Genomic DNA, 24,444 nt, shown 5'->3' on the forward strand with positions numbered 1-24,444 from the left:
ATTATCCATTAACAAAAATTCCCCGAAGTTTGATGGCTTCGGGGAATTTTTTATTAAACTGTCCCATTAGAATTGCTCGCTCGCCTGCAACATCCGATTCATGCGCTCCAACATATTATCTATTCACTACTCGTTCGAGATGGATCGTTAAGTAAAGCATTTCTTCATTCGTCAGCTCGTGCTTGTATTCTTTCTTGACGAATTTTTTGATTTTCTCCGTGCATTCCGCGGCCTCTTTATGCTTCTCTTTGATCATCTTATATAAATAATCGTAGTTATTTTCATAATGTGTGCCTTTAAAGACACGCTGGGCAAAGAACTTCAAGTGGGTAATAAAGCGGAAATAGCTTAAAGAATCCTCATCAAATTCGGTTTTAAAATGATATTTCACAATCGTCATAATTTGCTGGATGAACTTTGTAATGTTCATGGTGTTCACGACTTCTTCATTCATTTCCGCATTGATGATATGAATGGCAATAAACCCGGCTTCATCCTCCGGCAGCTCGATATTAAATTTATGATTTATTTGTTCGAGCGCCTTCTTGCCAACCTGAAATTCTTCTTTATATAATTGCTTGATCTCCCACAACAGGGCATTTTTGATTTCCAACCCCTGCTGTTGTCGCTCCATGGCAAAATTGATATGGTCCGTCAGGGACACATAAATATTCTCGTTCAACTTTTTACCCAATGTATTTTTGGTATAGTTGATAATATCTTCAACCACGACGACCAGGTCGATGGGAACCTCACGAAGAAGCATTTTAAAATTGTCGGATGTTTGTTTGTTTTTCAAAGCAAAGACCTTTTCGATCTTGTCTTCTTCCACTTCATCGCCAGGCTTTTTCTTAAAGGCAAGCCCTCTTCCCATGACTACAAGCTCAGCGCCATCCTCCTGATTTACGCTTATGACATTGTTGTTAATGACCTTCGCTATCTTCACGATCTTCCGCCCCTTTGTATGCCCCTGCATATGTCTCCGATCCTATGATCATGCCCTGCTTTCTCTCTATAAACACACAAAAAACCTAAGCATTACAAAATAAATAAGACCCTTTGATCTTACATTTTGCACCTTAGGTTTTGCCTGCGTACAGTAACAATCCTAATGTTATATTCACTTAACTAAGTTAAGTATATAGCGGCATTAAGCTTCTGTCAACGCTTTCATTTCGTGCAAAACAAAAACGCAAATCCTTATGGAATAGGGATTTACGTTTTCATTTTCAGGCAGCTTTACTTACGTTTTGCAGTATGCTTATTCATTTCTTAGAGATCAGCACCGTTGGATTGAATCACACTTTTATACCAGTCAAAGCTTTTCTTCTTTCTCCTTGCCAAAGTCCCTTTTCCTTCGTTATCCCTGTCCACATAAATATATCCGTACCGTTTCTTCATCTCACCGGAGGATGCGCTAACGATATCGATCGGCCCCCAACTGGTGTATCCAATCATCTCTACGCCGTCCTTGATGGCTTCGCCCATTTCAGCGATGTGCCGCTTCAGGTAGTCAATTCTGTAATCATCGTTGATTTCCCCATCAGGTGAAACCTCATCGTTAGCCCCGAGCCCGTTCTCTACCACAAACAGCGGTTTTTGATAGCGGTCATGCAGCTGGTTGGCTGTAATGCGGAAGCCCCTTGGATCGATCGTCCAGCCCCACTCGGATTTGTCCAGGTAAGGATTGGCCACGGAGCCGAAGACGTTGCCGCTGGTCATGTTTTTGACGACCTCCGGATCTGTGCTCGTGGTCCGGCTGGAGTAGTAACTGAAGCCAATATAATCCACCGTATGATTTTTCAGAATGGCTGCATCTTCCGGTTCCATGACGATGTTGAGGTTATGATCCTTGAAGAAACGTTTGGCATAACCCGGATATTCTCCGCGTGACTGAACGTCAATGAAGAAATAGGACTCACGATCCTTCTCCATCCCCTGGAAGACATCTTCCGGGTTGCAGGTATAAGGATAGAAGCTGCCTGCAGCGAGCATGCAGCCAATTTTTCCATCCGGAATGATTTCATGACATGCTTTCGTAGCCAGTGCGCTGGCAACGAGCTGATGATGCGCGGCCTGATACTGGATTTCCTTGATATGGTCCCCTTCTTTAAATACGAGACCCGCGCCCAGGAACGGAAGATGCAGCAGCATATTGATTTCATTGAAGGTCATCCAGTATTTCACTTTGTCTTTATAGCGGTTAAAGACGGTCCTGGAATACGTTTCGAACAGGTAGACAAGCTTGCGGTTTCTCCAACTCCCGTATTTTTCGATCAAATGAACCGGCACATCAAAATGAGCAAGGGTGACAACCGGCTGAATATTGTGCTTAAGCATTTCAGCAAACAGATCATCATAAAATTGCAGCCCTGCTTCATTCGGCGTCTCATCTTCTCCTGTCGGGAAAATACGTGCCCAGGAGATCGAGACACGCAAGGCTTTAAAGCCCATTTCGGCAAACAAGACCATATCCTCTTTATAACGATGATAGAAATCAATTGCTTCATGAGAAGGATAGAATTCCCCTTTCAGCGGGGTGAAGGACGGGACATTGCCTTTCATAATCGCTCTTCTATGTTCGCCTGTAGGCAATAAATCAACGATGGTCAGCCCTTTGCCGCCTTCAAGATAGGCTCCTTCCGCCTGATTGGCGGCAATGGCTCCGCCCCACAAAAAATCACTAGGAAAGACACTGTTGGACATGGTTAAGACTCCTTTGCTAAGTATTGTATTAGCCAAACTGGCAGGGCCGGATAAAGAAAAAACCTGAGCCGAAATTGAATACACGTGTCGTGTAATCAGGTCGGTCCAGGTTATGCCCTCTCGGTAACATTCCATGAAACATTTTCACTTGTTTATAACTCTAACAACTATTTTGGGCAAAGTCAATAAGGAAGCGGATACATTACAGTGAACCTCAATGCCTTATAAAGTGTATAATATAGAGAGCCCGAAAGGAGGTGTTTGCTTGTGAATGAAAGGCAGCAATTCGTTACGGATGAAAATCTGAGAGTTTTCACCATGAAAAACTACTTTGTTGATTCCAGGCACAAAAAGGTTCATTGGAACTGGGCAGCATTTTTTCTGACTTCCTTCTGGTTGTTTTATAGAAAGATGTATCTGTTAGGCTTCGTCTATTCCATTTTTACGATACTCGTCCAGTATCTTATTCCATCCTCCTGGGCCGTATTTATAATTAACTGGACAGTATCCATTTTGTTTGGCATGTTCGGCAATGCTATGTATCTCAAGTATGCAGAAAAGAAGATCAGCCGAATCTGCGAAACATATGCCGACGATTCTGCGCGTATTCCGGAATTCTATGATCAGGGCGGCACCAACTTAAGAGCAGCCATCCTTATTCCGCTGGGGATTGGCATAATCCATTATGTAATTTTTCAAGTTTTTCTCGCCTGAATTTCATATTCTGTGATGTAGGGAGGATCAAACTAAGTCCACAACTTATATTTATTTACCACAAATGGAAATACTACGATGAACAAGGATATAGCCTTATATAATCCAGCTAAATAGTAAAGGAGCTGATACATATGAGTAAATATGGAATGCAAGCCATATTCACCGCCAAGACCGGCCAAAGGGATGTGTTGGCTAACATACTATTGGAAGCAGCCGCTGGCCTGCAGTCGATAAAAGACTGTGAACTATACATCGTTAGTGTGCCAGAAACGGATCCAAACGCAGTATGGGTAACAGAGGTATGGAGCAGCTCAGAAGCTCATAAAGCGTCCCTTTCCCTTGAAGAAACAAAAGCTGCAATTCAACGTGCAAAACCTTTAATCGATGGAATAGAAGCAGTAGAATTGAAGCCCCTTGGAGGAAAAGGAATCATTTCCTGACAGATCGTTCCCGAAATTCACTTCAAAAAAGTACCCCTTAGAACATTGCAATATCCCTCGAATGATTTTGCAAATGTTTATTCTAAGGGGTACATTCCATCATTACTGCCAAGATCTATTCATGAAAAATTCCAAACACTTAGATTTTATTTACTTCGTGTCCTCATCTGGCTTGGTTCCTGCAGACTTGGTTGCAGACTGGCCGTCAACATAGGCTTCGGAGAGCATATAAATGGCGATAGAGCCGAAAGCGCCGATGAGCCCGACGATTTTCACTGTCACTTCTGAATCGCTGGAGTAGCCATAAATCGTCAGAGCAGAAGTGGCAAGACCGGCGAGAAGCGCCCAAAACTTCCGGCTCGCCACCTTTCTTTTCCAATCAAAATTATTCATGATTGTCCCCTCCTCAGCCGAAGCAGCCCCGGCTTGTCTTATATCATTTCATTGAGCTTTTTGGCTCGTGATTATTCTATTCATTCAAATCCTCCTTGCCTTTGCTTTTACCTAATTTAAATCCAAAAAACAACAAATAAGCAAAAAAAGCACGCCAAACTGGCGTACCTCGAGTGTTATGTCTTTTTTAATTAACCGAAGATATCTTAAAAGTACAGATTATTTAGCGTTCATTCCATAAATGCCAATTGCCAAAGAGGCAAAAGCTACAGCAACTAATATCCATAGACTAAATCCAACAATTGTGAGGCACTCCCATTTAAGCTATTCTTAAGAGAAGGACGGTGATTAACATGAACTTCGTCAGAAAAATTACAAACAGCGCTGCTTTAAAGCATATCGTCGATCTCCCTGAAGACCTTCAGAATCAGGATGTTGAATTAATCATATTGCCTATCGGAGACTCCTCTCTATTGAGACGTTCCATACCTTCTTCCCACACTGCCAGAGGTGCTCTAAAACAATACGCCAATTTGGATTTAATCCAATTCGAACAAGGCGCTTGGGAAAAGGGTGTGCAAGAAAAACATGAACATCGTTGATGCAAATTTAATACTGCGTTATTTGCTTCAAGATGCGGTTCAGTTCATTGAACAAGCTAGAGACAAAATTGAAAACCATCGTATCTTTATCCCGAACGAAGTCATCGCCGAAGTCGTATATGTGTTGGAAAAGGTATATAAAGTCGAACGTGTCAATATCTTTGATACCTTGCAGAACCTGCTCACTTATAGCAACATTACAACACATGACTGAAGTATCCTAGTCGAAGCTTTAAATGTCTACAGTGAAATCAAAATCGATTTTGTTGACTCACATGCCGTTTTCACTTTTGATAAGAAGCTTAACCAGTTGCTTGATGAACTGCGCAATGCGTAATAAAAAGGCTTCTCACAGTTCAATTCGAACTCGTGAGAAGCCTTTTTTAATTCAATGTGATCAAAATGTGGTCAAACGGCGTTCCTCTGAAGAAGGATCGTTGATGCACAAGGCCTTTCAGCCTTTATTACATCATGCCACCCATTCCACCCATGCCGCCCATATCTGGGACTGCTGGAGCTGCTGGTTCTGGCTTGTCAGCGACAACCGCTTCTGTAGTCAGGAACATAGCCGCGACGGAAGCTGCGTTTTGCAGAGCGGAACGTGTAACCTTGGCAGGATCAACGATACCTGCTTCGATCATGTTCACCCATTCGCCGGTTGCAGCGTTGTAGCCTACGCCAATTTCTTCGCGCTTCAGGCGTTCTACGATAACAGATCCTTCTTCACCAGCGTTGGCAGCAATCGTGCGGACTGGGGATTCCAGTGCACGCAGTACGATGTTCACGCCTGTTTGCTCGTCGCCTTGCAGTTGAACTCCTGCAACAGCGTTGTATACGTTCAGCAGTGCCACGCCGCCGCCAGATACGATACCTTCTTCAACCGCAGCGCGGGTTGCGTTCAGGGCGTCTTCGATGCGCAGCTTGCGCTCTTTCAGTTCAGTTTCAGTAGCCGCACCGACTTTGATGACTGCTACGCCGCCAGACAGTTTAGCCAGACGCTCTTGCAGTTTTTCTTTGTCGAATTCGGAAGTAGTTTCTTCCAGTTGAGTGCGGATTTGGCTTACACGTGCATCGATGTCGGCTTTGTCGCCTGCCCCGTCAACCACGATCGTGTTTTCTTTGGTTACACGCACTTGACGTGCAGTACCCAGCATGTCAACCGTAGCGGATTTCAGATCCAGACCAAGCTCTTCTGTGATCACTTGACCGCCTGTCAGAGCAGCGATGTCCTGCAGCATAGCTTTGCGGCGGTCACCGAAACCAGGAGCCTTAACAGCAACTGCGTTGAATGTGCCGCGCAGCTTGTTCACTACGAGCATAGCCAGCGCTTCGCCTTCAATGTCTTCTGCGATCAGAACAAGCGGTTTGCCTTGCTGTACGATTTTCTCAAGCAGTGGCAAGATTTCCTGTGTATTCGTGATCTTTTTGTCCGTGATCAGGATGTACGGGTTTTCCAGCACAGCTTCCATTTTATCCGTGTCTGTAATCATGTATGGGGAAATGTAGCCGCGGTCGAATTGCATACCTTCAACCACTTCCAGCTCTGTAGCGAAGCCTTTGGATTCTTCTACAGTAATAACGCCGTCTTTGCCCACTTTTTCCATTGCTTCAGCGATCAGCTCGCCTACTTCTTCGTCAGCTGCAGAGATTGCGGCAACCTGAGCGATGGATTGTTTGCCTTCGATTGGCTTGGAAATGGACGCCAGTTCAGCTACAGCTGCTTTAACCGCTTGGTCGATACCTTTGCGGATGCCGATTGGGCTTGCGCCTGCAGTTACGTTTTTCAGACCTTCTGTAATCAGAGCCTGAGCCAGAACGGTAGCTGTAGTTGTTCCGTCACCTGCAACGTCATTTGTTTTGGTCGCTACTTCTTTAACGAGCTGGGCGCCCATGTTCTCGAAAGCGTCTTCCAGTTCGATTTCCTTGGCGATGGTTACACCGTCATTCGTGATGAGCGGGCTTCCGAATTTCTTCTCAAGCACAACGTTGCGGCCTTTAGGTCCGAGTGTTACTTTCACAGCGTTAGCCAATGCGTCTACACCGCGCAGCATGGAGCGGCGAGCGTCTTCACTGAATTTAATCTCTTTAGCCATTATGGTAAAACCTCCCTGTGGATTATGGAATATTCAATGCAGGCTTCACAGAAACCCGTCATGCTATAGTTCAGGTCTTACGGGTTCGGCCCCGATTAACCGATGATGGCGTGGATATCGCTTTCTTTCATAATCAAATACTCTTTACCTTCGTATTTGATTTCTGTTCCAGCGTATTTGGAGAAAATAACACAGTCGCCTTCTTTCACTTCCAGAGGAATGCGCACACCGTCTTTCAATGCTCCCGCCCCAACCGCAATAATTTTGCCTTCTTGCGGCTTCTCTTTAGCGGAGTCCGGAAGAACGATACCGAAAGAAGTTGTTGTCTCCTGCTCGATCGCTTCCACCAATACGCGTTCACCCAAAGGTCTGATCATGAAAAATAGCCTCCTTATTCAAATGTGTATTCAGATATGCGGTTGTTCTCATATGTATTAGCACTCGACTCAGTGTAGTGCTAACAACCAACTTCATGATACTCAACTTGGCAATCAATTTCAAGTCCTTATGACAATTTTTCTCGACCTTTAACGAAAAAAAACTACCCTGCCACAAAATCTGCGGGTTGGACATCCCCTCTCCCATTGTATACAGTTAAATCCCAAATATGCCAACCGCGTACAAGGCCATGAAGAGGTTCAATCGTTTCTGTGGGCGCTGCGCTGAAGCTGCCTCCGGTATACCACAGCCGATATATAGACACTGCACTCGTAAAGCAGCAGCAGGGGAACCGCAACAAGCAGATCAGAAATAAAATCCGGGGGCGTTATAACCACCGCTATAAATACCAGTGAAAAATAAGCGATCTTGCGCCATCTGCGCATTCGCCCGGGAGTGAGCAGGCCGAGGCGGGTAAGGAACATGACCAGCACCGGCATTTCGAACAGCAGCGACACAGGCAGCACAATATTGAATACGAAGCTGAAATACTGGGCTGCGCCATACGTTTCATGAAGCCCCATGCTCCGGTTGATGGAGGCCGTAAAATAAAGAGCCATCGGCACAACTGCAAAATAGGCAAATACAGCCCCCGCAGCAAAAAGGAAGAACACGTAAGGAACACAGCGCAGCGCGGCTGAACGTTCAACCGCCTTCAGGCCAGGGCTGACAAACTTCCAGATCTGAAAAAGCAGAAATGGAAGGGATACGGCCAGCGCCAGCAGAAACGCAATTTTCATATAGATGCCGATACCGTCCCACAGAGAGAGCGCATGCAGCTCAATGCTGACCCTCTGCTGTCCCGCCGACAATATCCAGCGGTAAACAGGCTCAGCCGTGGCCAGGCCTGCAACGAGCGCGGCGGCAAAAACAAGCAGAACCCTTATAATTCGGCTTCGCAGCTCGTTCAGATGGCCTGCAATGGTCATTTCCTGTTCTTGCGGTTCCGGCATGCTTTCACCACCTTGCGAATTGACAAGAAAAGCCCTTCCCGAAGAAAGGACCAATAAAAGCTGTCATGGCTGATCTGTCGTCCGTTTGTCCGCCGTGCGGTCAGCGTCTCCAGACCCCCGGACCGGGGAGGAAGGATTCCCGCCCCTGGGCTCTTCCTCTGACATCAGATCCCGCGCCCCGTTCTTGAACTCGCGAAATGTGCGTCCTACAGCCCGCCCCAGTTCAGGGAGCTTGTTCGGGCCAAACAACAGCAGCGCCAGCACAACAAGCAGAATCAATCCGGATGTTCCTATGCCTCCGAAACCCATACGGCCTTCCTCCCTGGTAGCTTGGATTTGGCAAAATCCGGCCAAGCCTCCTGCTGTTTCAGCATCATCGCTTGCCGGATCGGCTGCTAAACTGTCCTGTAACCATAAGCAGGGCTTCCGGCAACTGGTCCATGATGGCAGCCAGATTCTCGTGCACTCCCTTCGGCGTTCCCGGCAGATTCACGATCAGCGAGCGTCCGCGAATGCCCACAATGCCCCGAAACAGCATGGAGGCCCGGTTTTTCTGCATGACCGTCATTCTCATCGCTTCGGCCATACCAGGCACCTCCCTTTCGATCACCCGGCGGGTCGCTTCCGGTGTAATGTCCCGGATTGCAAGCTCCGTCCCGCCTGTGGTCAGTACCAGATCCGCATGAAAATAATCCGTCATTTCTATTAAAGCGGCAATAATTTCATCAGGCTCATCGGGAACGATTCTGTATTCGACAATTTCGCCACCCAGCTCTTCTTCAACCAATTCCCGGATGACCTGTGCGCTCGTATCTTCACGTTCTCCGCGTGCCCCTTTATCACTGGCCGTCAGGATCGCTGTTTTCCACACCATAAGATCACCCTTCTCCTATCTTCATCCTCTGATTATGGCCTGGCCGTAAATCAAGGCCCGATTATACCACGATTACTAGTTGCTGCCGTTGATATCGCGGGTGACGTCACGCATGAAGTCGCCGTTCTTGCCTCCGGTTTTGGACTTCAGCAAAGTCGGCCCAATCACCATGTCCTTCTGCAGCGCCTTGCACATATCGTAGATGGTCAGCGCGGCAGCCGACACGGCGGTCAGCGCCTCCATCTCGACCCCTGTTTTGCCTTCGCTTCTTACCTCTGCTTCAATAAAAAGCTTATCAACCCCATTATCCGCAAATGTGATATTGACACCGGTTAAAGCAAGCGGATGACACATGGGAATCCAGTCGGATGTTTTCTTCGCTCCCTGGATTCCGGCAATCTGCGCCACAGCCAGCACATCTCCCTTGCCAACTGAGCCCTCCTTGATCGCCGCGAGCGTCGCCGGAGCCATCGTGACCTTGGAAACCGCGACAGCAGTGCGGACACTGGATGCTTTATCCGAGATGTCAACCATCCGTGCCCTGCCCTGCCCATTAAAATGTGTGAATGACTCCATACAGATAACACCTACCCTTCTCCCGTGCTGATGACGCCCTCTGCGGTGATCAGCTTGTCTACTCTTAAATCCCCGGGCTCCATCGGAATATGGCCTATGATCTGTCCGGGCAGCGCAAGCGAAACAAAGGCAGGTCCGGCCGCTCCCGTACGGACGCATTCCTGCAGAAGTGTCTCAGTAAAACGATCATAATAACCCCCGCCGTATCCGATACGCCCTCCTGAGAGGTCAAAAGCAAGCCCGGGCACGACCACCCAATCAAGCTGCGCCCACTGCCCGACCGGCCACAGCGGACAAGTCTCGTCTGGTTCAGGTATTCCCCAGCTGCCGGAAGCAAGCCCGCCCGCATCCTCGATGACCCTCAGCTCAAATCTGCCTGCTGCCCTGTTCACCCTGGGAGCAAGCACAAGATCTCCACGCAACCAGCAATGCTGGATTAGCAAAGTGGTGTCTGGCTCGCTGCCGAAGGACAAGTAGGTAAACACCGTAAGGCGCTCTTTCCCGCTGCCCTCCCGCAGCTCTTCCCATTGCTGAATGGCATGACCACAAGCGTCGGCAGCTGCCCGCTGCCGTTCAGCAGGACTCATTTCATTGCGCAGGCTCCGCATATCAGCCCGCAGTCTTGCCTTGATCGTACGAATGTCCACCATCTTTTCATCCTTCCGGACGAGGCCTTCCAAAATTACGCGCGGACGGGTGCATAGCACGCATTCCGAATCAGCCGCGCTTTTTCAACATACTTGTTTTAGTTTATCATTGATTATGGAAAATGACCACAAGCTTGAGGAGCTCACGATTTAAACTACTGTCCACGAGTATGAATTTCATAACCGCGCATGGATACACGCGACTTTAGTTGTGTGAGGAATTGCGCTCGGCATGAGGGCTACCCTCTGGTAGCTCCGAAAGCCGAAAACTCCATGCTTCCTCCTTCCGGTCATGAAGATTCAACCATTTCTTATTGGATCATATGCTATACTAAATTTAGTGAGAAGAGGTGAATCAGATATCTACCATTACAGCAAAAATCCAAATCTATGTCCCGCATGAACATACGGAAATGCTTATCAAGACAACCAACACCTATCGTGAAGCTTGTAATTATCTTTCCGCTATTGTTTTTCAAACGAAAGAAATAAATCAGCGTACACTCAATGACTTGTACTATCAAGAACTTCGAAACCGTTTTCGTTTGAAAAGTCAAATGGCACAATCGGTGATCAAAACCGTCATCGCCCGCTATACATCCGCTCGATCCAACGGGCACGATTGGAACCTGGTCAAATTCAAATGTCCTGAATATGATCTGGTATGGAATCGAGATTACTCTTTGAACCATAACAGGTTTAGCATAAATACACTGGACGGACGCTTGAAGCTTTGTTACGAAAAACAAGGAATGCAACACTTCTTTGATGGGACGTGGAAGTTTGGTACGGCCAAACTCGTATATAAACATAGGAAATGGTTCTTGCATATTCCAATGACCAAAGAATTCCCTGAATTCGACTTTACGAAGGTCAAGCATATGGTTGGAATTGACCTCGGAATCAACTTTCTTGCCACAACCTACGACAGTCAAAGCAAGACGACGTTTTATCCTGGACGAACAGTTAAACACAAACGAGGTCAGTATAAAGCCTTACGCAAACAACTTCAGATGAGACAAACTCCATCTGCACGTAAACGACTCAAGCAAATCGGTTCAAGAGAAAACCGTTATGTTACCGATGTCAACCATCAGATAACAAAGGCACTCGTTGAAACGTATCCGAAAGGGACTCTTTTTGTAATCGAAAATTTAAAGCATGTCCGTTCAGCAACTGAAAAGGTATGTGTTCGCCATCGTTATGTGCTGGTTTCCTGGGCATTTCACCAGTTCCGTCAAATGTTGGAGTACAAGGCTCAACTGAACGGACAACAAGTCATCGCAGTAGACCCTAAATATACTTCCCAAACCTGCCCAAAATGCGGGCATATTGAACGGGAAAATCGAAACAAAAAGACGCATAGCTTTGAATGCCGAACCTGTCGCTATCGTTCGAACGATGACCGAGTTGGCGCTATGAATCTGTACCGCAAAGGGATCGAGTACATCGGTACAGTTGCAGCAGGAGTATAACTCTTGTTGTAGGGGCGAGGTCAACCGTCCTGATGTTCCATCACGCTAAGGTAGGAGCACTGTGAGGTGCGTTTGCACTACCGGTTAGGAATAAGTCTAAAAGGCTGGTGCGAAGCGCAAGCACTGTCTACGAAGTAGGCAGAGACAAGCTCGTGACTTGAGTCATGAGTTGTTGATGTAAACTGGAGGTGGTCTGCCTACTACCCGGATCGGGGATGCAGACCAAATTGTAATGGAGGATACAGGCTATGCTGCTGCAAGTAACAGGAATTGTTAAAGCTTATGAGGTGGACCCTGTCCTGGACGGTGTGAATTTGCAGATTCAGGAACGTGAGCGGATTGGGCTCGTCGGGGTAAACGGCGCAGGCAAATCCACCTTGCTCAAGATTATCGCCGGGGAACTGTCTTACGACAGCGGACAAATATATAAATCCAAAGAAACGACGCTGGGGTATTTGGCTCAGAACAGCGGTCTGAACTCGGAGCGTTCGATATGGGATGAAATGCTGCAGGTATTCCAGCCCCTGCTGGAAGCGGAGGCGGAGCTGCGCCGGATGGAGCAGCAGATTGCGGACCCCGCATCCATGGCGAACGGGAAGGCTTATGAAGAATTGCTTGAACGTTACGCCAGACGTTCGGACTGGTTCAAGGACCGGGGCGGCTATGAAATGGAAACCCGCATCCGCAGCGTTCTGCACGGCATGGGCTTCGGCTCGTTTGATCCGCAAACCCCGGTCTCCACATTAAGCGGCGGTCAGAAAACGCGACTGGCTCTGGCCCGCATCCTGCTGCAGGCCCCTGATCTGCTCATGCTGGACGAGCCAACCAACTATCTTGATATTGAAACGCTCACCTGGCTCGAAGATTATTTGCGCGGTTATCCCGGCGCGCTGCTCGTCGTCTCCCATGACCGCTATTTCCTTGACCGGCTGGTGACGACCATTTTTGAAATCGAGCGCCACCGTTCGACAAGATATACGGGCAATTACTCCAGATATATTGAACTGAAAGCCGCGGAATACGAAGCGCAGATGAAGCAATTTGAGAAGCAGCAGGACGAAATTGCCCGCATGGAGGCGTTTGTACAGCGCAACATCGTCCGTGCCTCCACGACCAAACGTGCCCAAAGCCGCCGCAAGGCACTTGATCGCATGGAGCGCATCGAGAAACCGATGGGAGAGCTGAAGAAGGCGAATTTCTCATTTGAGCCTGCCTTTATGTCCGGCAAGGAAGTGCTGGATGTGGAAGGTTTGTCCGTCACCTTTGATTCCGGTAAAACGCTGTTCCGCAACGTGACCTTCAGCTTGCGCCGCGGAGAAACTGCCGCGCTGATCGGCCCAAACGGGATTGGCAAGTCCACACTCCTGAAATGTCTGACCGGGTCTCTGAAGCCTTCTCTGGGCTCGATCCGCTGGGGAACCAAAGTAAAAATCGGATATTATGACCAGGAGCATACCCTCCTGAATCCTGCCAATACGGTACTGGAGGAGCTGTGGAGCGAGTATCCACACCTGGAGGAGGTGCGCATTCGAACCGTACTCGGCAGCTTCCTGTTCAGCGGGGAGGATGTGCTTAAGAAAATATCCGCGCTCAGCGGCGGGGAGAAAGCACGCGTGTCGCTGGCCAAGCTCATGCTGCGTGAAGCGAATGTGCTGATTCTCGACGAGCCGACCAACCATCTGGACCTGTTCAGCAGAGAAGTGCTGGAATCCGCATTGGTGGATTATGAGGGTACGCTGCTGTTTATTTCACATGACCGTTATTTTCTTAACAAAATGGCGGAGCGGGTCATCGAGCTTCACCCTGAAGGTGCCGAGCATTTCCTAGGAAATTATGACGACTACATCGCCAAAAAGGAAGAACTCGCCGAAATCGCACAAGAGCAGATCCAGCAAAGAGCAAGCCGGCCGAATAACTCCACTGAGTACGCTGACCAGCAGGGGGCGGAGAAAGACGGTGCAGCCGCCTATGCCGCCGGCAAGCAGGCTTCGCGTGAAGAACGCAATCGCAAGCGGAAGCTGGAAGCATTTGAAAAACGCATCACCGAACTGGAGGAAGCCATAGGCTTGCTAGAGGAGCAAATGACCCGTCCGGAGGTTTATCAGGATTATACGGCTCTTCAGGAAATTCAGACTCAGCTTGATGGGCATAAACAGGAGCTTGCTGAGGTCTATGCCTCCTGGGAGGAATTGATTGAGGAGTAAAAGCCACAGCATCGACAATTTTTTTGGAATTGGCGGCATATACTTATTCACAAGGTTATGCACAGAATAAGTATACAAAATCATTTATAAAAATGGCCTTAAGGGTCATTTTTTTATGATTAGACCGCCATTTTTCATAAAAACCCATTATTATCCATATTTTTTATCCACATTATCCACAATTTTTCCTTTATGTATTATCAACGATATTTCATCCGATGGATTCGACAAAAATCCTTATAGGGTCGGCACTCTGCAGATTTGTCCACAAAATGATGTGGGTATGTGGATAACGTTGTTAACAACTTGACAAATGTTTATTGCTTGTATGTATTTCCGCGAAAAACACAAAAGCCTGCCGTCTCGATGGAGAGACGGCAGGCTTTTCACCCTCGCGGTACCACTTTTGTTGACCGTTATTACATGGTGGACATCAAGAGAACTTTGCGGCTTCCACCGACCAATTCTCGAGGGACAGTCCTGGCTCTGCTTTCATATCCAGCGGCGTGAATTGGCCCTCCTGCCATTTCAGATGAGCGGCAGCCCCGATCATCGCCGCATTATCGGTACAATACTTCAGCGGCGGAATCAGCAGCGGCAGCCCTTCCCGCCCGCACCGTTCGCTCAGCGCTCTGCGCAAGCCCTGGTTTGCAGCAACACCGCCGCATAACAGCAGCTGGCGCCCGCCGAACTGCCGCATGGCACGGACGGCCTTCTCCACAAGCACCTCGACGACCGATTCCTGAAAGCCGCGCGCAACCGCTCCCTTATTGACCGTCTCACCGCGCATCTTCATCTGGTTGACCGCATTCAATACGGCTGATTTCAAGCCGCTGAAGCTGAAATCATACGAATCCGGCTCAAGCCAGGCTCGTGGGAGCGAAATCACCTCCTCCGACTCAAGCGCGGCACGATCCACATGTGGCCCCCCCGGATACGGGTAGCCAATGGCTCTCGCGACCTTGTCATAAGCCTCGCCAACCGCATCGTCCCTCGTACGGCCGATCACTTGGAAGCGGCCAGGCGATTCCAGCAGCACGAGCTCCGTATGCCCTCCCGACACCACCAGCGCAATGCAAGGATAAATGATTTCATCCGTCAGGTTGTTGGCATAAATATGTCCTGCAATATGGTGGGTGCCGATGAGCGGCTTGCCAAAAGCCAGCGCAGCGCTCTTGGCGGCAACGATCCCTACCAGCAGCGCCCCGACCAGGCCCGGTCCCTGCGTCACAGCCACGGCGGACAGTTGGTCGGGAGTAATGCCGGAAGCGTCCATCGCTTCTTCCAGCACGTACGTAATGCTTTCGACATGCTTGCGGGAAGCCACCTCGGGGACAACCCCGCCAAAGGCCTGATGGGTAGCAATCTGGCTGGAGATCAGATTCGAGAGCACCTCTTTGCCATCCTTAACGACGGCTACGGCCGTCTCGTCACAGCTTGTCTCAATCGCTAATATGTAGCTGGGCTCCGCTGTTTGCTTCCCTTTGCTGTCTTGATGTATCCTCATTTCTGTTCGCTTCCTTCCTCTCCGGCCGTACTCTCCACGTTGGGCAAATCCGCCCACATAATCAGAGCATCTTCATGGTTATCCGAGTAGTAGCCTTTGCGGATGCCGGACGGTGTAAATCCTTTTTTCTCATATAAATTCCGGGCGACACTGTTCGAAACTCTCACCTCGAGGGTGATCCGCTTCATACCCAAATAGGCAGCGGTCCGCATCAGTTCATCCAGCAGCCGCTCCCCAAGCTTGCGGCCTCTGTATGCTTCACGGACCGCGATATTCGTAACATGAGCTTCATCCATAATCGTCCACATCCCGGCATAACCGATCGGCTCTCCGTTCAGCTCCATCATCATATATTTGGCAAAATGATTGTTGGTCAGCTCGTTCCGGAACGCTTCCCTTGTCCATGGCAGCGTGAACGATTCATGCTCAATCACCATCACATCCGGTAGATCATCGAGCATCATCAACCGGAAAGTCAGCTCTCCCGGAAACTGGCTTAACTCCTTCATCCCGTTTCAACGTCCCTTCAACGTTGGCGCAGCAGGTTTGCTTCCGCCTCCGCCAACTGGGTATAGTTCGGAACGAGCGTATGCAGCTCGTCCTGCTCTCCATTCAATAAGCGGTCAGCACCCAGCCGCCCGACCCAGCCGCCTTCCAGCTCATAGGGTACTACCTGTACCGCCGCCTGTGCCTCCAGTCCAGCCGCCGTTTGTGCATGCACCCCGGTTTCTCCGACAAACCATAGAACCCGCGGACGGCTGCCCTCATCCGTATCCGTCAAACGCCGCTTGAGCTCCTCAACCCAGGACGTCATCAAGCGGATGCCATCCTGCTCCATCCGTACAGGAGCTTGCTCGCCATTGGCCGCAAAAAGACCGGTATACACCTGGCCGCGCCGCGCATCCAGCAGGGGGATGATCCATTGAACGGCACTGGCCTGCAGTGGCACGGACTTGTCCCCCAGCCCGGTCTGTCCGTGAGCCCAGCCGCCCCAAGCCAGCGCATGCAGCGTGGATACGCCAGCCACCGGCACCTTCCATGCCCAGGCCAGCGTTTTCGCTGCCGTAACAGCAATTCTGACTCCCGTATATGAGCCAGGCCCTACACCAACCGCCAAACCTGTGATGTCTCTGCCGGATACGCCGGCATCCGACAGCAAACGTTCCAGCTCGGTAATAACATGTACGGAATGATTTCTCTCTCCCTGCACATTTACCTCTCCGGTAACCTTGCTGCCTTCCAGCAAAGACGCAGCCATCACGGCCGTTGCTGTATCCAACGCCAAAAACCGCTGCCGCGGCCGTACTTCCTCATCATTCATATCATTCTACTCCATTCTCTCGCAAACTCCGGCACCATTCGCCATACACTTCGCCGCAGCCTGTCAGATGAATCAACCGTTCATCCGGCAAGGCCGTCGCTTCAATGACGATGTGCAGTCGCTCTTCTGGCAGGAGAGACGGAATCAGGCTTCCCCATTCCACCAGACAAACGCCTGTGCCGTAAAAATATTCATCCAGGCCGAGCTCACCCGCCTCATCCTCATCGATCCGATAAACGTCCATATGGTATAGGGGCAAGCGGCCTTCGTATTCCTTAATCAGGGTAAAAGTCGGGCTGTTCACCACTCCTTCTACCCCGAGATGTCTGGCGAACGCTTTGGAAAACGCGGTTTTTCCTGCGCCCAGCTCACCGTCCAGCACAATTACGGAGCCTGCGGACGACCGGGCGGCCAATGCCGCCGCCAGCCGCTCCGTATCAGCCACACCTTTCGCCAAATATGTGAAATGTTCCTCTGTCATTGTATATGCCTACCTCTCGGCGGCCCCTCAGGCCTTGCAACTTGTTCTTTATTATATAGCCCTTCTGTACCTTGCCGCAAGAAAAGGGATAAGCAACCTTATCATGACAAAAAGAACCGCTCCTGCCGGTAAAACGGCGAGCGGTTCTTCCCTGTCAGGCTTTATTTCTCCTCCAGCCGGGCGGTTTTGACCGTTTGCGTGTTGACAGGATTCGATCCTACCTGCACGGTCGCCATGCCGTTCTCCACATCCACATGCTCAATCCACACCGGTTCTCCCTCAAGCTTGACTGCAATCATTTCCGGCGAGTCCAAGATGGCTTTGGCACGCTGGGCGTCCATAACCTATTCCTCCTTTGCTGCAAAATCTCCTTTTATCTGGCATCAGATCATCTTCTCCGTATTCATGCTCCTTGTTACTATGCGCCAAAGCGAACCCCGCCATGCACTACATACAAAATGCCATGCTACGCATACTACGTATTGCGCAGTATACAGCCGCTAACAAAGGAAGGTGATCAACGATGCATACCGTCTGGAAAGGAGCGATCAGCTTCGGCCTTGTCCATGTTCCTGTCAAAATGTTTTCTGCAACAGAGGACAAGGATATTTCCATGCGTTACATCCACAAGGAGTGCGGCAGTCCGTTAACTTATGTACGAAAGTGCCCCGTTTGCGACAAAGAGGTCGAGTGGGAGGAAATCGGCAAAGGTTATGAATATGAGAAGGGCCGTTTTGTCATGTTCGAAAAAGAGGAACTTGAGCAGCTGACGGAGCAGGGCAACAAAAACATAACGATTCTGGACTTTGTCAATTTGACCGATATTGATCCGATTTATTTTCAGAAAACATATTATTTGTCTCCGGATCAGGCGGGCGCCAATGCATACAGCCTGCTGCTTAATGCCATGCAGGATACCGGCAAGATCGGCATCGCCCACATCTCCATCCGTTCCAAGAGCAGTCTGGCGGCCATTCGGGTGCTGGAGGGCTGCCTTGCCATCGAGACGATATTTTATCCGGATGAAATCAGGCCTATATCGCAGGTGCCCAATCTTCCAGGGACGACAGCAGTTAATGAGAAAGAACTGTCCATGGCCAAAATGCTGATTGAACAGCTTTCCACTGAATTTGACCCTGAAAAATATACGGACGAATACCGTGCACGGCTGCTGGATCTGATCTCCCACAAGGTAGCGGGAGAAGAGGTCAAAATTGCTCCGGCCAAACCGCAGACGAATGTAGTGGACTTGATGGCAGCGCTGCAGGCCAGCATTGAGGCGGTTAAGCCCATAACACCTGATCCGGGCCCATCTCCAGGCCGGAAGCGTACTGCCAAAAAGCCAGCCGCCCCGGCCAGGGCCGCTGCCAGCGAAGCACCGCCTGCCGCTCCCAAGCGAAAAACCGCGACCAGAAAAACAAGCAAGACATGACTGTTCGATAAGGAGGCTCCCGTATGGCCAGAACGGTGAAAGGCAGCATAACGATTGAAGGGCGTGAAATCACCATCACCAATCCGGACAAGCCGTTATGGCCGGAAGCCGGGATCACCAAAGCGGTATATTTGACCAAGCTTGCCGTTCTGGCGCCTTACCTGCTGCCTTACTGCCGTGACCGCCTGTTGACCGTGATCCGCTGGCCGCATGGTATTCACGGCGATTCCTTTTACCAGAAGAACGTGCCTGAGCCTAGACCCGACTTCGTCAAAAGCTATGTCGATCAAGGAATCGATTATATGGTGCTGAATGATCTGCCGCAGTTGCTTTGGCTCGGCAATCAGGCTGCACTGGAGTTCCATCCTTCTCTCCATAAGGCAGGCAGTCCGCTCCCCTGTGAATGGATGATTGACCTGGACCCCTCGGTCGAAGAGGAACCGCGGATCATGGAGGCCGCCGGCATCGTGGGAGAAGTGCTGGCTTCGCTCGGCCTGCAATCGATTCCCAAAACTTCTGGCGCTACCGGTGTACAGATTATCGTCCCCGTATCTGAAGGCATTACATTCGACGAACTGCGGAGCGTCGGCCATTTTGTCGGAAAATACGTAACCGAGAAGCATCCGTCTCTGTTTACGCTGGAGAGGCTCAAGAAGGACCGCGGCACCTGCATTTATTTCGACTATCTTCAGCACTATCGCGGAAAAACGCTGGCAGCCCCCTATACCCCGCGCGCAAGAACAGGCGCCACGGTATCCACTCCCCTAACATGGGAGGAAGTTCGGCGGGACGTGTCTCCCAAGGACTATCACCTGCTTAATATCGGGGAACGGCTTCAACAGATAGGGGACCTGATCAGCATGGTTCCTCCACAGCCCATCCGCCCGCTATTGGACTATTTGAACGGCAAAAAACCTGTACAGATCCAATGACCGTACAGGTTTTTAAATTTTAAGCTCTGCTGCCTTCCCTTTACTCATATCTCAAAGCATCGATCGGTTTGAGGCGCGAGGCTTTAAGGGCAGGAATAACTCCGAACAGGATGCCAACAGCCATACAGCTCAGGAATGAATACAGAACCGGCTCAACCGTATATACGATCGGCATCTGTGCCGTGCTGTTCAGCAGCCTGGCCGCCCCGATTCCGGCAAGCACGCCGAGGATGCCGCCAAGCAGACTGATGAATACCGCTTCCATCAGAAATTGCAGCATAATATCGCCGCGCTGGGCTCCGATGGCCTTGCGGATTCCGATTTCCCTGGTCCGTTCCGTAACGGCCATCAGCATCATATTCATGATACCCACCCCGCCCACGAGCAGCGCAATCCCGGCCACTCCGAGAATCAGCAGGTTCATGGTGTCATCAACGCCGGCAGTCATCTGCAGATAGTCAGTCTGGCTCATCATTTGAAAATCGTCCGGCTCCCCTTCCTTGATCATATGCCTGGTCCGCAGCTTCTGCGTAATTTCAGCACGCGCGCTGTCCATTAATTCGGGAGCCGCAGCGGAAATATTTAATTGTTGAATGCTCATATGACTCATCCGGTCCATGCCGGTTGTGATCGGAATATAAAGCTGGTAGGCGCTGTTGTTTATCATGGAGTTTTTAGACGACAGCAAGCCTACGATTTTAAATGGCAGATTGTTAATCAATACCGTTTCCCCAACCGCATTGGCGCTGTTCTCCCCGAACAAGTCGCTGGCAGCCTGCGGCCCGATAACAGCCACATTCAGCCCCTTTTCCACCTCATAATTCGTGAAGGTTCTGCCATCCGTGAAGGAAAGCTTTTGCACCCTCGCAAATGAGGCCGAAGTGCCTTCGATTTGCAGATTCGCCTTTTGCCTGTTCCAGACCACATCGGCGCTGCTCATCCCGCTCGGAGCCACATCGGCAACGGACCTGAGCTGCTCCAATTCGGCCACATCCTCCAAGGTGAATTCCGGCGGCTCCACAAATTGGGTGCCATTCGCTTCATCATATTGAGCAAAAGGGTAGATCATAATTAAATTATTGCCCATATTATTAATCTGCGAGGTGATCTGGGCATTGGAGCCCTTGCCGATCGCCGCAATGGCAATGACTGCCGCAACCCCGATAATGATGCCGAGCATGGTCAGCAGCGAGCGCAGCTTATTGCTTTTCAGACTGGAAAAGGACATCTTCAGCGTTTCCAGCAGGTTCATGCGTTCACTTCCTCTGCCGTCATTCTTCGCGGAGTAATCCGTTCATCCTTCTCGATCCGTCCGTCCCGGAAATAGATCAGGCGCTTGGCACATGCTGCCACCTCCGCATCATGCGTCACGAGAACGATCGTGATCCCCTGATCATTCAATCGTTGAAAGATGTCCATAATCTCCACGGTCGTACGGGAATCCAGCGCGCCTGTCGGCTCGTCCGCCAGCAGAATGACCGGATCGTTCACAAGCGCGCGGGCGATGGATACACGCTGCTGCTGTCCCCCGGACAGCTCGTTCGGCTTGTTCTTCAGCCGGTCCCCGAGCCCTACATGGGTAAGCGCCTCAGCCGCCCGCCGCTTCCGCTCCCTTGCAGGCATCCCGGCATAAATCATCGGCAGCTCGACATTGGCCAGCGAGGTGGAGCGGGACAGCAAATGAAATTTCTGAAATACGAAACCGATCTTGCGGTTGCGAATCAGGGCCAGCTCATAAGGCTTGGCTCCCAGCACCGGATATCCATCCAGATAAAACTCGCCGGAGTCCGGCAGATCAAGACAGCCGAGCACGTTCATGATCGTGGATTTCCCCGATCCCGATGGACCCATGATGGCGACAAATTCCCCCTGCTCAATGGAAAGGTTCACATCATGCAGGGCGTGAATTTCCTGGCCGCCTACCCTATAGGTTTTGCGGACATGCCGAATGTCAATGACGTGGCTCATCCCGCACCTCCCATCATGGGATCCACCGGCATCGCAGCAGGCGCAGGGATCACCACCGTATCCCCTTCCTTCACGCCGGACTTCAGTTCAACCCGGTCAGGAGTGTAGAAGCCCTGCTCAATCGGCACAAATTTATAAGCCTCTGGAGCTGCCGGATTGGACGCCACATATACGCCGTCCTGTCCTCCCTCGGAGCGGATCGCCATGGCTGGAACGAACAGCACGTCTTTATGCGTACCCAGTAAGATGGATATTTCCATGACCATCCCGGTTTTCAGCTTGCCATCGGGATTTTTGACAGACAGCTCAATCGGATAAGCGGTGCTCCCATCCTCGGTGGACGGTTCAGGTGACACAAACTTCACCTCTCCCTGAAACTCCTCACCTGGATAAGCGTTGGTACGAAATATAGCCTTCAAGCCTGTCTGTACCTTAACGATATCGCTTTGTCCGATTTTGGCTGCAATCATCAAATTGTTGGCGCTCGCGTTGTTCATCACAATGAAAGGAGCCGTCGGGCTTGTCCCCACGTCGCCGTTTACTTTCAGAATTACTCCGTCCCACGGGGCCTTGATTTCCAGCTTCGTCAGACTGTCCTGTTTTTGCTTCAGCACGGTTTCAGCCCGCCGCACATCAATCCGTGCCGCCTCAATCGCGGAGTCATCTGTGGGAGTCTGGATTTTTTTCAGCTCGGCCATCGCCTGCCGGTACGATATTTCCGCATCCTCGATCGCTTGCTTCTGTTGATTTTCAATCTTGCGCATGTTTCTCTCTTGCGCTTTATAGTCCTGTTCGGCCTTCTCCAGTGTCTGCTCAGCCTGCTCCATTTCATTGGCGGGAACAGCCCCTTCTTCCAGCAGAAATTTCTGGTCATCATAAGCCTTACGGGCCTGTTCGAGCTGCTTGGAGGACTGCTCTTTCTGGCTCTGTGCCTCCTCAATATCAAAGTTCTGCTTGGCTCTTTCCAGCTCCGTCTTCGCACGCTGCACATGGACCTGCTGGATTTCCACTTCCTCCGGCTTTGGCCCTTTAAGGGCCTCCTCCAGCTTGTTTTTGGCCATAGCCAGGTCGTCCGCCGCACTCTGTGCCTGATTGCGCGCCTCCGTATCATCAAGCCGGGCCAGCACCTGTCCGGCCTTGACCCGGTCCCCTGGCGCGACATTGACCGCTGCCAGCTTATCGGTGCTTTCGCCTGTGAAGTTGAGGTTGACCTCCTTCGACGCTTTGACCGTTCCCGTGGCGTCCAATGTCTCCGTAACATCCCCGCGCTCCACCTGCAGCGTCTCGTTCTGAGGCACGGCCGCTACTTCTTCTTCAGGCCACTGCCAGTATACCACCGCTCCCGCTCCGCATAATGCAAGCACAATAACAGTCCGAATGATCCATTTCCTTCTTCGTTTCTTTTTCCATTCCACGATTGCATCGTTAGCAACGATTTCACTCACAGCCTGTCCCTCCTAGACACTCCACGGCTTATTCAGCGTATATTCCAACTGGCTTATCTCGATCGCCAATTCCTCAAGCTGACGTCGGAGCTGGTCGGCATTCAAGCGGCTCTCCACCAGCTCAGACTGAACGATCATGCCCCTATCCCATTTCTTGCGGGACAGCTCCAGCGCTTTTTGGGCAATTTCATAATTTTCCTTCAATCGTATGTATTCCTGGCCCTTGTCCATCAGCGTGCTGTAGGCCGTTCTCAACGATTCAGCAAAATCTTCCTTCCCTTTCGTCAAGCGCTCATTGGCCTCTTCCAGATCCATACGCTTCAGTTTTTTATCAGACTCACTGCCCTGGAAATTATCGTATCTGATATTCCATTCACTGTTCTTGACCGCTTCCTTCAGGTCAATAATCTCCGGGCTGTCTTCCACGAGCTTGCTGATGTGGGCCTCGATATCCAGTTTAACGGGCTCCCGGTACCCTGGCGGGTCCTCCAAAGTATATGTTGTGCCCTTGGGCTTGCCTATCAGCGTATTTAACGCATCATACGCCTTTTGCAGTTCGGAGCTGCGCTGCCTGACAGTTTCCTCCGCTTCCATCCGGCTGTGTGCGGCATCATCGTAATCTTTCTGCGCCACTAGACCGCGGGATGATTTGGCGGCAGCGATGCGTTCTTTTGCCCGTGCAAGCTCCAACTGCTGCTGAGCGGTTTCTGCATTGTTTTCTGCAACATAAACGGCCTGATAGCTTTTCATGACCGAGAAATAGACCTTATCCTTGGCAAACTTGGCATGCCTTACAGCCGTAAGATAAGCCTCATTGGCCGAAGTATAACTCTTCCAGAGCGGATTGCTCTCCGAGGCATCAACGCTCCCGTCGACATCATAAGGCGAGATATACCCCAGGTCTTCCACTGCCTCCTGCAATGTAATCCCTTTACGATCCACGTCCCGTGTCGAACTTCTCAACAGCTCGTTATTAGCCTCTGCCAGAGCTACGGCCTGCTCCAGGGTAAGCTGGACTTCCCCCTGTTTGGCAGGCGCATTTACTTCCGCATTCGATGGCTGCGGCTGCTGATTGCTCCCTGACGCTGCTTTTACTTCTCCGGCCAAAGCGGCGGATAAAGAAACAACAAGCAGCAAGACAGCCGTTTTCTCTTTCATCATGAAACCTCCCTTTGATCATACTCTCATTCCCTCTCACACCCTCTCATGACGAGGGGATGGAAAAATAATGAATCCCTTC

27 protein-coding genes are annotated in these 24,444 nt (G+C 50.4%); 8 read left to right on the forward strand and 19 right to left on the reverse strand.

Annotation, left to right across the window (positions count from 1 at the left end):
• Window positions 1-115: 115 nt before the first annotated feature.
• The gene (gene licT, locus ACE41H_RS09420) at window positions 116-946 is read right to left on the reverse strand and encodes a BglG family transcription antiterminator LicT (protein ID WP_375354965.1); all 831 of its coding nucleotides are present in this window, start codon (window positions 944-946) and stop codon (window positions 116-118) included.
• Between the two features lie 326 nt (window positions 947-1,272).
• Window positions 1,273-2,706 (reverse strand): 6-phospho-beta-glucosidase, encoded by a 1,434-nt coding sequence (ascB, locus tag ACE41H_RS09425; RefSeq protein WP_375354966.1) that lies wholly within the window; start codon window positions 2,704-2,706, stop codon window positions 1,273-1,275.
• Between the two features lie 267 nt (window positions 2,707-2,973).
• Between ascB and ACE41H_RS09430 the strand changes: the two genes are divergently transcribed.
• Together ACE41H_RS09430 and ACE41H_RS09435 are read left to right on the forward strand one after the other, a co-directional pair.
• Window positions 2,974-3,420 carry a DUF2628 domain-containing protein gene (locus tag ACE41H_RS09430; RefSeq protein WP_375354967.1) on the forward strand — a complete coding sequence of 149 codons (447 nt, stop codon included), beginning with the start codon at window positions 2,974-2,976 and terminating at the stop codon, window positions 3,418-3,420.
• A 134-nt stretch (window positions 3,421-3,554) separates the two neighbouring features.
• Entirely contained in the window at window positions 3,555-3,863 is a 309-nt protein-coding gene (locus ACE41H_RS09435; protein WP_375354968.1) for a putative quinol monooxygenase, read from the forward strand.
• 150 nt (window positions 3,864-4,013) lie between these two features.
• On the opposite strand, the gene ACE41H_RS09440 is transcribed toward ACE41H_RS09435, so the two are convergent.
• On the reverse strand, window positions 4,014-4,256 hold the full coding sequence (locus ACE41H_RS09440; protein WP_375354969.1) for a hypothetical protein: 243 nt from the start codon (window positions 4,254-4,256) through the stop codon (window positions 4,014-4,016).
• Window positions 4,257-4,609: 353 nt separating this feature from the next.
• Between ACE41H_RS09440 and ACE41H_RS09445 the strand changes: the two genes are divergently transcribed.
• On the forward strand, window positions 4,610-4,858 hold the full coding sequence (locus ACE41H_RS09445; protein WP_375354970.1) for a hypothetical protein: 249 nt from the start codon (window positions 4,610-4,612) through the stop codon (window positions 4,856-4,858).
• Window positions 4,845-5,072, forward strand: a complete 228-nt coding sequence (locus ACE41H_RS09450; protein ID WP_375354971.1) for a PIN domain-containing protein — start codon at window positions 4,845-4,847, stop codon at window positions 5,070-5,072. The genes ACE41H_RS09445 and ACE41H_RS09450 overlap by 14 nt, the downstream gene beginning before the upstream one ends.
• A gap of 250 nt (window positions 5,073-5,322) precedes the next feature.
• Here the strand turns inward: ACE41H_RS09450 and groL are convergent, their stop codons facing one another.
• The 7 genes from groL to ACE41H_RS09485 form a co-directional block, all read right to left on the reverse strand.
• Complete coding sequence (groL, locus tag ACE41H_RS09455; protein ID WP_375354972.1) at window positions 5,323-6,951, reverse strand: chaperonin GroEL; 1,629 nt, start codon at window positions 6,949-6,951, stop codon at window positions 5,323-5,325.
• A gap of 95 nt (window positions 6,952-7,046) precedes the next feature.
• Window positions 7,047-7,328, reverse strand: coding sequence for a co-chaperone GroES (gene groES / locus ACE41H_RS09460; RefSeq protein ID WP_375354973.1), 282 nt, complete (start codon window positions 7,326-7,328; stop codon window positions 7,047-7,049).
• 261 nt (window positions 7,329-7,589) lie between these two features.
• Window positions 7,590-8,342: a twin-arginine translocase subunit TatC gene (gene tatC, locus ACE41H_RS09465; RefSeq protein ID WP_375354974.1), complete on the reverse strand. Its 753-nt coding sequence runs from the start codon at window positions 8,340-8,342 to the stop codon at window positions 7,590-7,592.
• A gap of 63 nt (window positions 8,343-8,405) precedes the next feature.
• Complete coding sequence (gene tatA, locus ACE41H_RS09470; RefSeq protein ID WP_375354975.1) at window positions 8,406-8,651, reverse strand: twin-arginine translocase TatA/TatE family subunit; 246 nt, start codon at window positions 8,649-8,651, stop codon at window positions 8,406-8,408.
• Between the two features lie 64 nt (window positions 8,652-8,715).
• Entirely contained in the window at window positions 8,716-9,216 is a 501-nt protein-coding gene (locus tag ACE41H_RS09475; RefSeq protein WP_375354976.1) for a MogA/MoaB family molybdenum cofactor biosynthesis protein, read from the reverse strand.
• Window positions 9,217-9,291: 75 nt separating this feature from the next.
• Entirely contained in the window at window positions 9,292-9,792 is a 501-nt protein-coding gene (gene moaC / locus ACE41H_RS09480; RefSeq protein ID WP_375354977.1) for a cyclic pyranopterin monophosphate synthase MoaC, read from the reverse strand.
• A gap of 11 nt (window positions 9,793-9,803) precedes the next feature.
• Complete coding sequence (locus ACE41H_RS09485) at window positions 9,804-10,442, reverse strand: 5-formyltetrahydrofolate cyclo-ligase (protein WP_375354978.1); 639 nt, start codon at window positions 10,440-10,442, stop codon at window positions 9,804-9,806.
• 356 nt (window positions 10,443-10,798) lie between these two features.
• Here ACE41H_RS09485 and ACE41H_RS09490 point away from each other — a divergent pair, with 356 nt between their 5' ends.
• Together ACE41H_RS09490 and abc-f are read left to right on the forward strand one after the other, a co-directional pair.
• A complete protein-coding gene (locus ACE41H_RS09490; protein ID WP_375355073.1) occupies window positions 10,799-11,914 on the forward strand; it encodes an RNA-guided endonuclease InsQ/TnpB family protein in 1,116 nt (371 codons plus the stop codon).
• A gap of 248 nt (window positions 11,915-12,162) precedes the next feature.
• On the forward strand, window positions 12,163-14,118 hold the full coding sequence (gene abc-f / locus ACE41H_RS09495) for a ribosomal protection-like ABC-F family protein (protein WP_375354979.1): 1,956 nt from the start codon (window positions 12,163-12,165) through the stop codon (window positions 14,116-14,118).
• A gap of 433 nt (window positions 14,119-14,551) precedes the next feature.
• Here abc-f and tsaD read toward each other — a convergent pair whose 3' ends face one another.
• From tsaD to ACE41H_RS09520, 5 genes are all read right to left on the reverse strand, one after another.
• Window positions 14,552-15,625, reverse strand: a complete 1,074-nt coding sequence (tsaD, locus tag ACE41H_RS09500) for a tRNA (adenosine(37)-N6)-threonylcarbamoyltransferase complex transferase subunit TsaD (protein WP_375354980.1) — start codon at window positions 15,623-15,625, stop codon at window positions 14,552-14,554.
• On the reverse strand, window positions 15,622-16,134 hold the full coding sequence (rimI, locus tag ACE41H_RS09505; protein ID WP_375354981.1) for a ribosomal protein S18-alanine N-acetyltransferase: 513 nt from the start codon (window positions 16,132-16,134) through the stop codon (window positions 15,622-15,624). The genes tsaD and rimI overlap by 4 nt, the downstream gene beginning before the upstream one ends.
• Window positions 16,135-16,151: 17 nt before the next feature.
• A complete protein-coding gene (gene tsaB, locus ACE41H_RS09510) occupies window positions 16,152-16,946 on the reverse strand; it encodes a tRNA (adenosine(37)-N6)-threonylcarbamoyltransferase complex dimerization subunit type 1 TsaB (protein WP_375354982.1) in 795 nt (264 codons plus the stop codon).
• A 1-nt stretch (window position 16,947) separates the two neighbouring features.
• A complete protein-coding gene (gene tsaE, locus ACE41H_RS09515) occupies window positions 16,948-17,427 on the reverse strand; it encodes a tRNA (adenosine(37)-N6)-threonylcarbamoyltransferase complex ATPase subunit type 1 TsaE (protein ID WP_375354983.1) in 480 nt (159 codons plus the stop codon).
• A gap of 161 nt (window positions 17,428-17,588) precedes the next feature.
• On the reverse strand, window positions 17,589-17,768 hold the full coding sequence (locus tag ACE41H_RS09520; RefSeq protein ID WP_375354984.1) for an H-type small acid-soluble spore protein: 180 nt from the start codon (window positions 17,766-17,768) through the stop codon (window positions 17,589-17,591).
• A gap of 182 nt (window positions 17,769-17,950) precedes the next feature.
• Here ACE41H_RS09520 and ku point away from each other — a divergent pair, with 182 nt between their 5' ends.
• Both ku and ligD read left to right on the forward strand, forming a co-directional pair.
• A complete protein-coding gene (ku, locus tag ACE41H_RS09525; RefSeq protein ID WP_375354985.1) occupies window positions 17,951-18,859 on the forward strand; it encodes a non-homologous end joining protein Ku in 909 nt (302 codons plus the stop codon).
• A 23-nt stretch (window positions 18,860-18,882) separates the two neighbouring features.
• Complete coding sequence (ligD, locus tag ACE41H_RS09530; RefSeq protein ID WP_375354986.1) at window positions 18,883-19,791, forward strand: non-homologous end-joining DNA ligase; 909 nt, start codon at window positions 18,883-18,885, stop codon at window positions 19,789-19,791.
• Window positions 19,792-19,831: 40 nt separating this feature from the next.
• On the opposite strand, the gene ACE41H_RS09535 is transcribed toward ligD, so the two are convergent.
• Genes ACE41H_RS09535 through ACE41H_RS09550 form a run of 4 tightly spaced genes read right to left on the reverse strand, consistent with a single transcriptional unit; the run spans window position 19,832 to window position 24,365 of the window.
• Window positions 19,832-21,043, reverse strand: coding sequence for an ABC transporter permease (locus tag ACE41H_RS09535; RefSeq protein ID WP_375354987.1), 1,212 nt, complete (start codon window positions 21,041-21,043; stop codon window positions 19,832-19,834).
• Entirely contained in the window at window positions 21,040-21,759 is a 720-nt protein-coding gene (locus ACE41H_RS09540; RefSeq protein ID WP_375354988.1) for an ABC transporter ATP-binding protein, read from the reverse strand. The genes ACE41H_RS09535 and ACE41H_RS09540 overlap by 4 nt, the downstream gene beginning before the upstream one ends.
• Window positions 21,756-23,204, reverse strand: a complete 1,449-nt coding sequence (locus ACE41H_RS09545) for an efflux RND transporter periplasmic adaptor subunit (RefSeq protein ID WP_375354989.1) — start codon at window positions 23,202-23,204, stop codon at window positions 21,756-21,758. Before ACE41H_RS09545 ends, ACE41H_RS09540 begins: the two co-directional genes overlap by 4 nt.
• Window positions 23,205-23,216: 12 nt before the next feature.
• Entirely contained in the window at window positions 23,217-24,365 is a 1,149-nt protein-coding gene (locus ACE41H_RS09550; RefSeq protein ID WP_375354990.1) for a TolC family protein, read from the reverse strand.
• Window positions 24,366-24,444 lie beyond the last annotated feature (79 nt).

The organism is Paenibacillus enshidis (assembly GCF_042136365.1).
Taxonomy (GTDB): Bacteria; Bacillota; Bacilli; order Paenibacillales; family Paenibacillaceae; genus Paenibacillus; species Paenibacillus enshidis.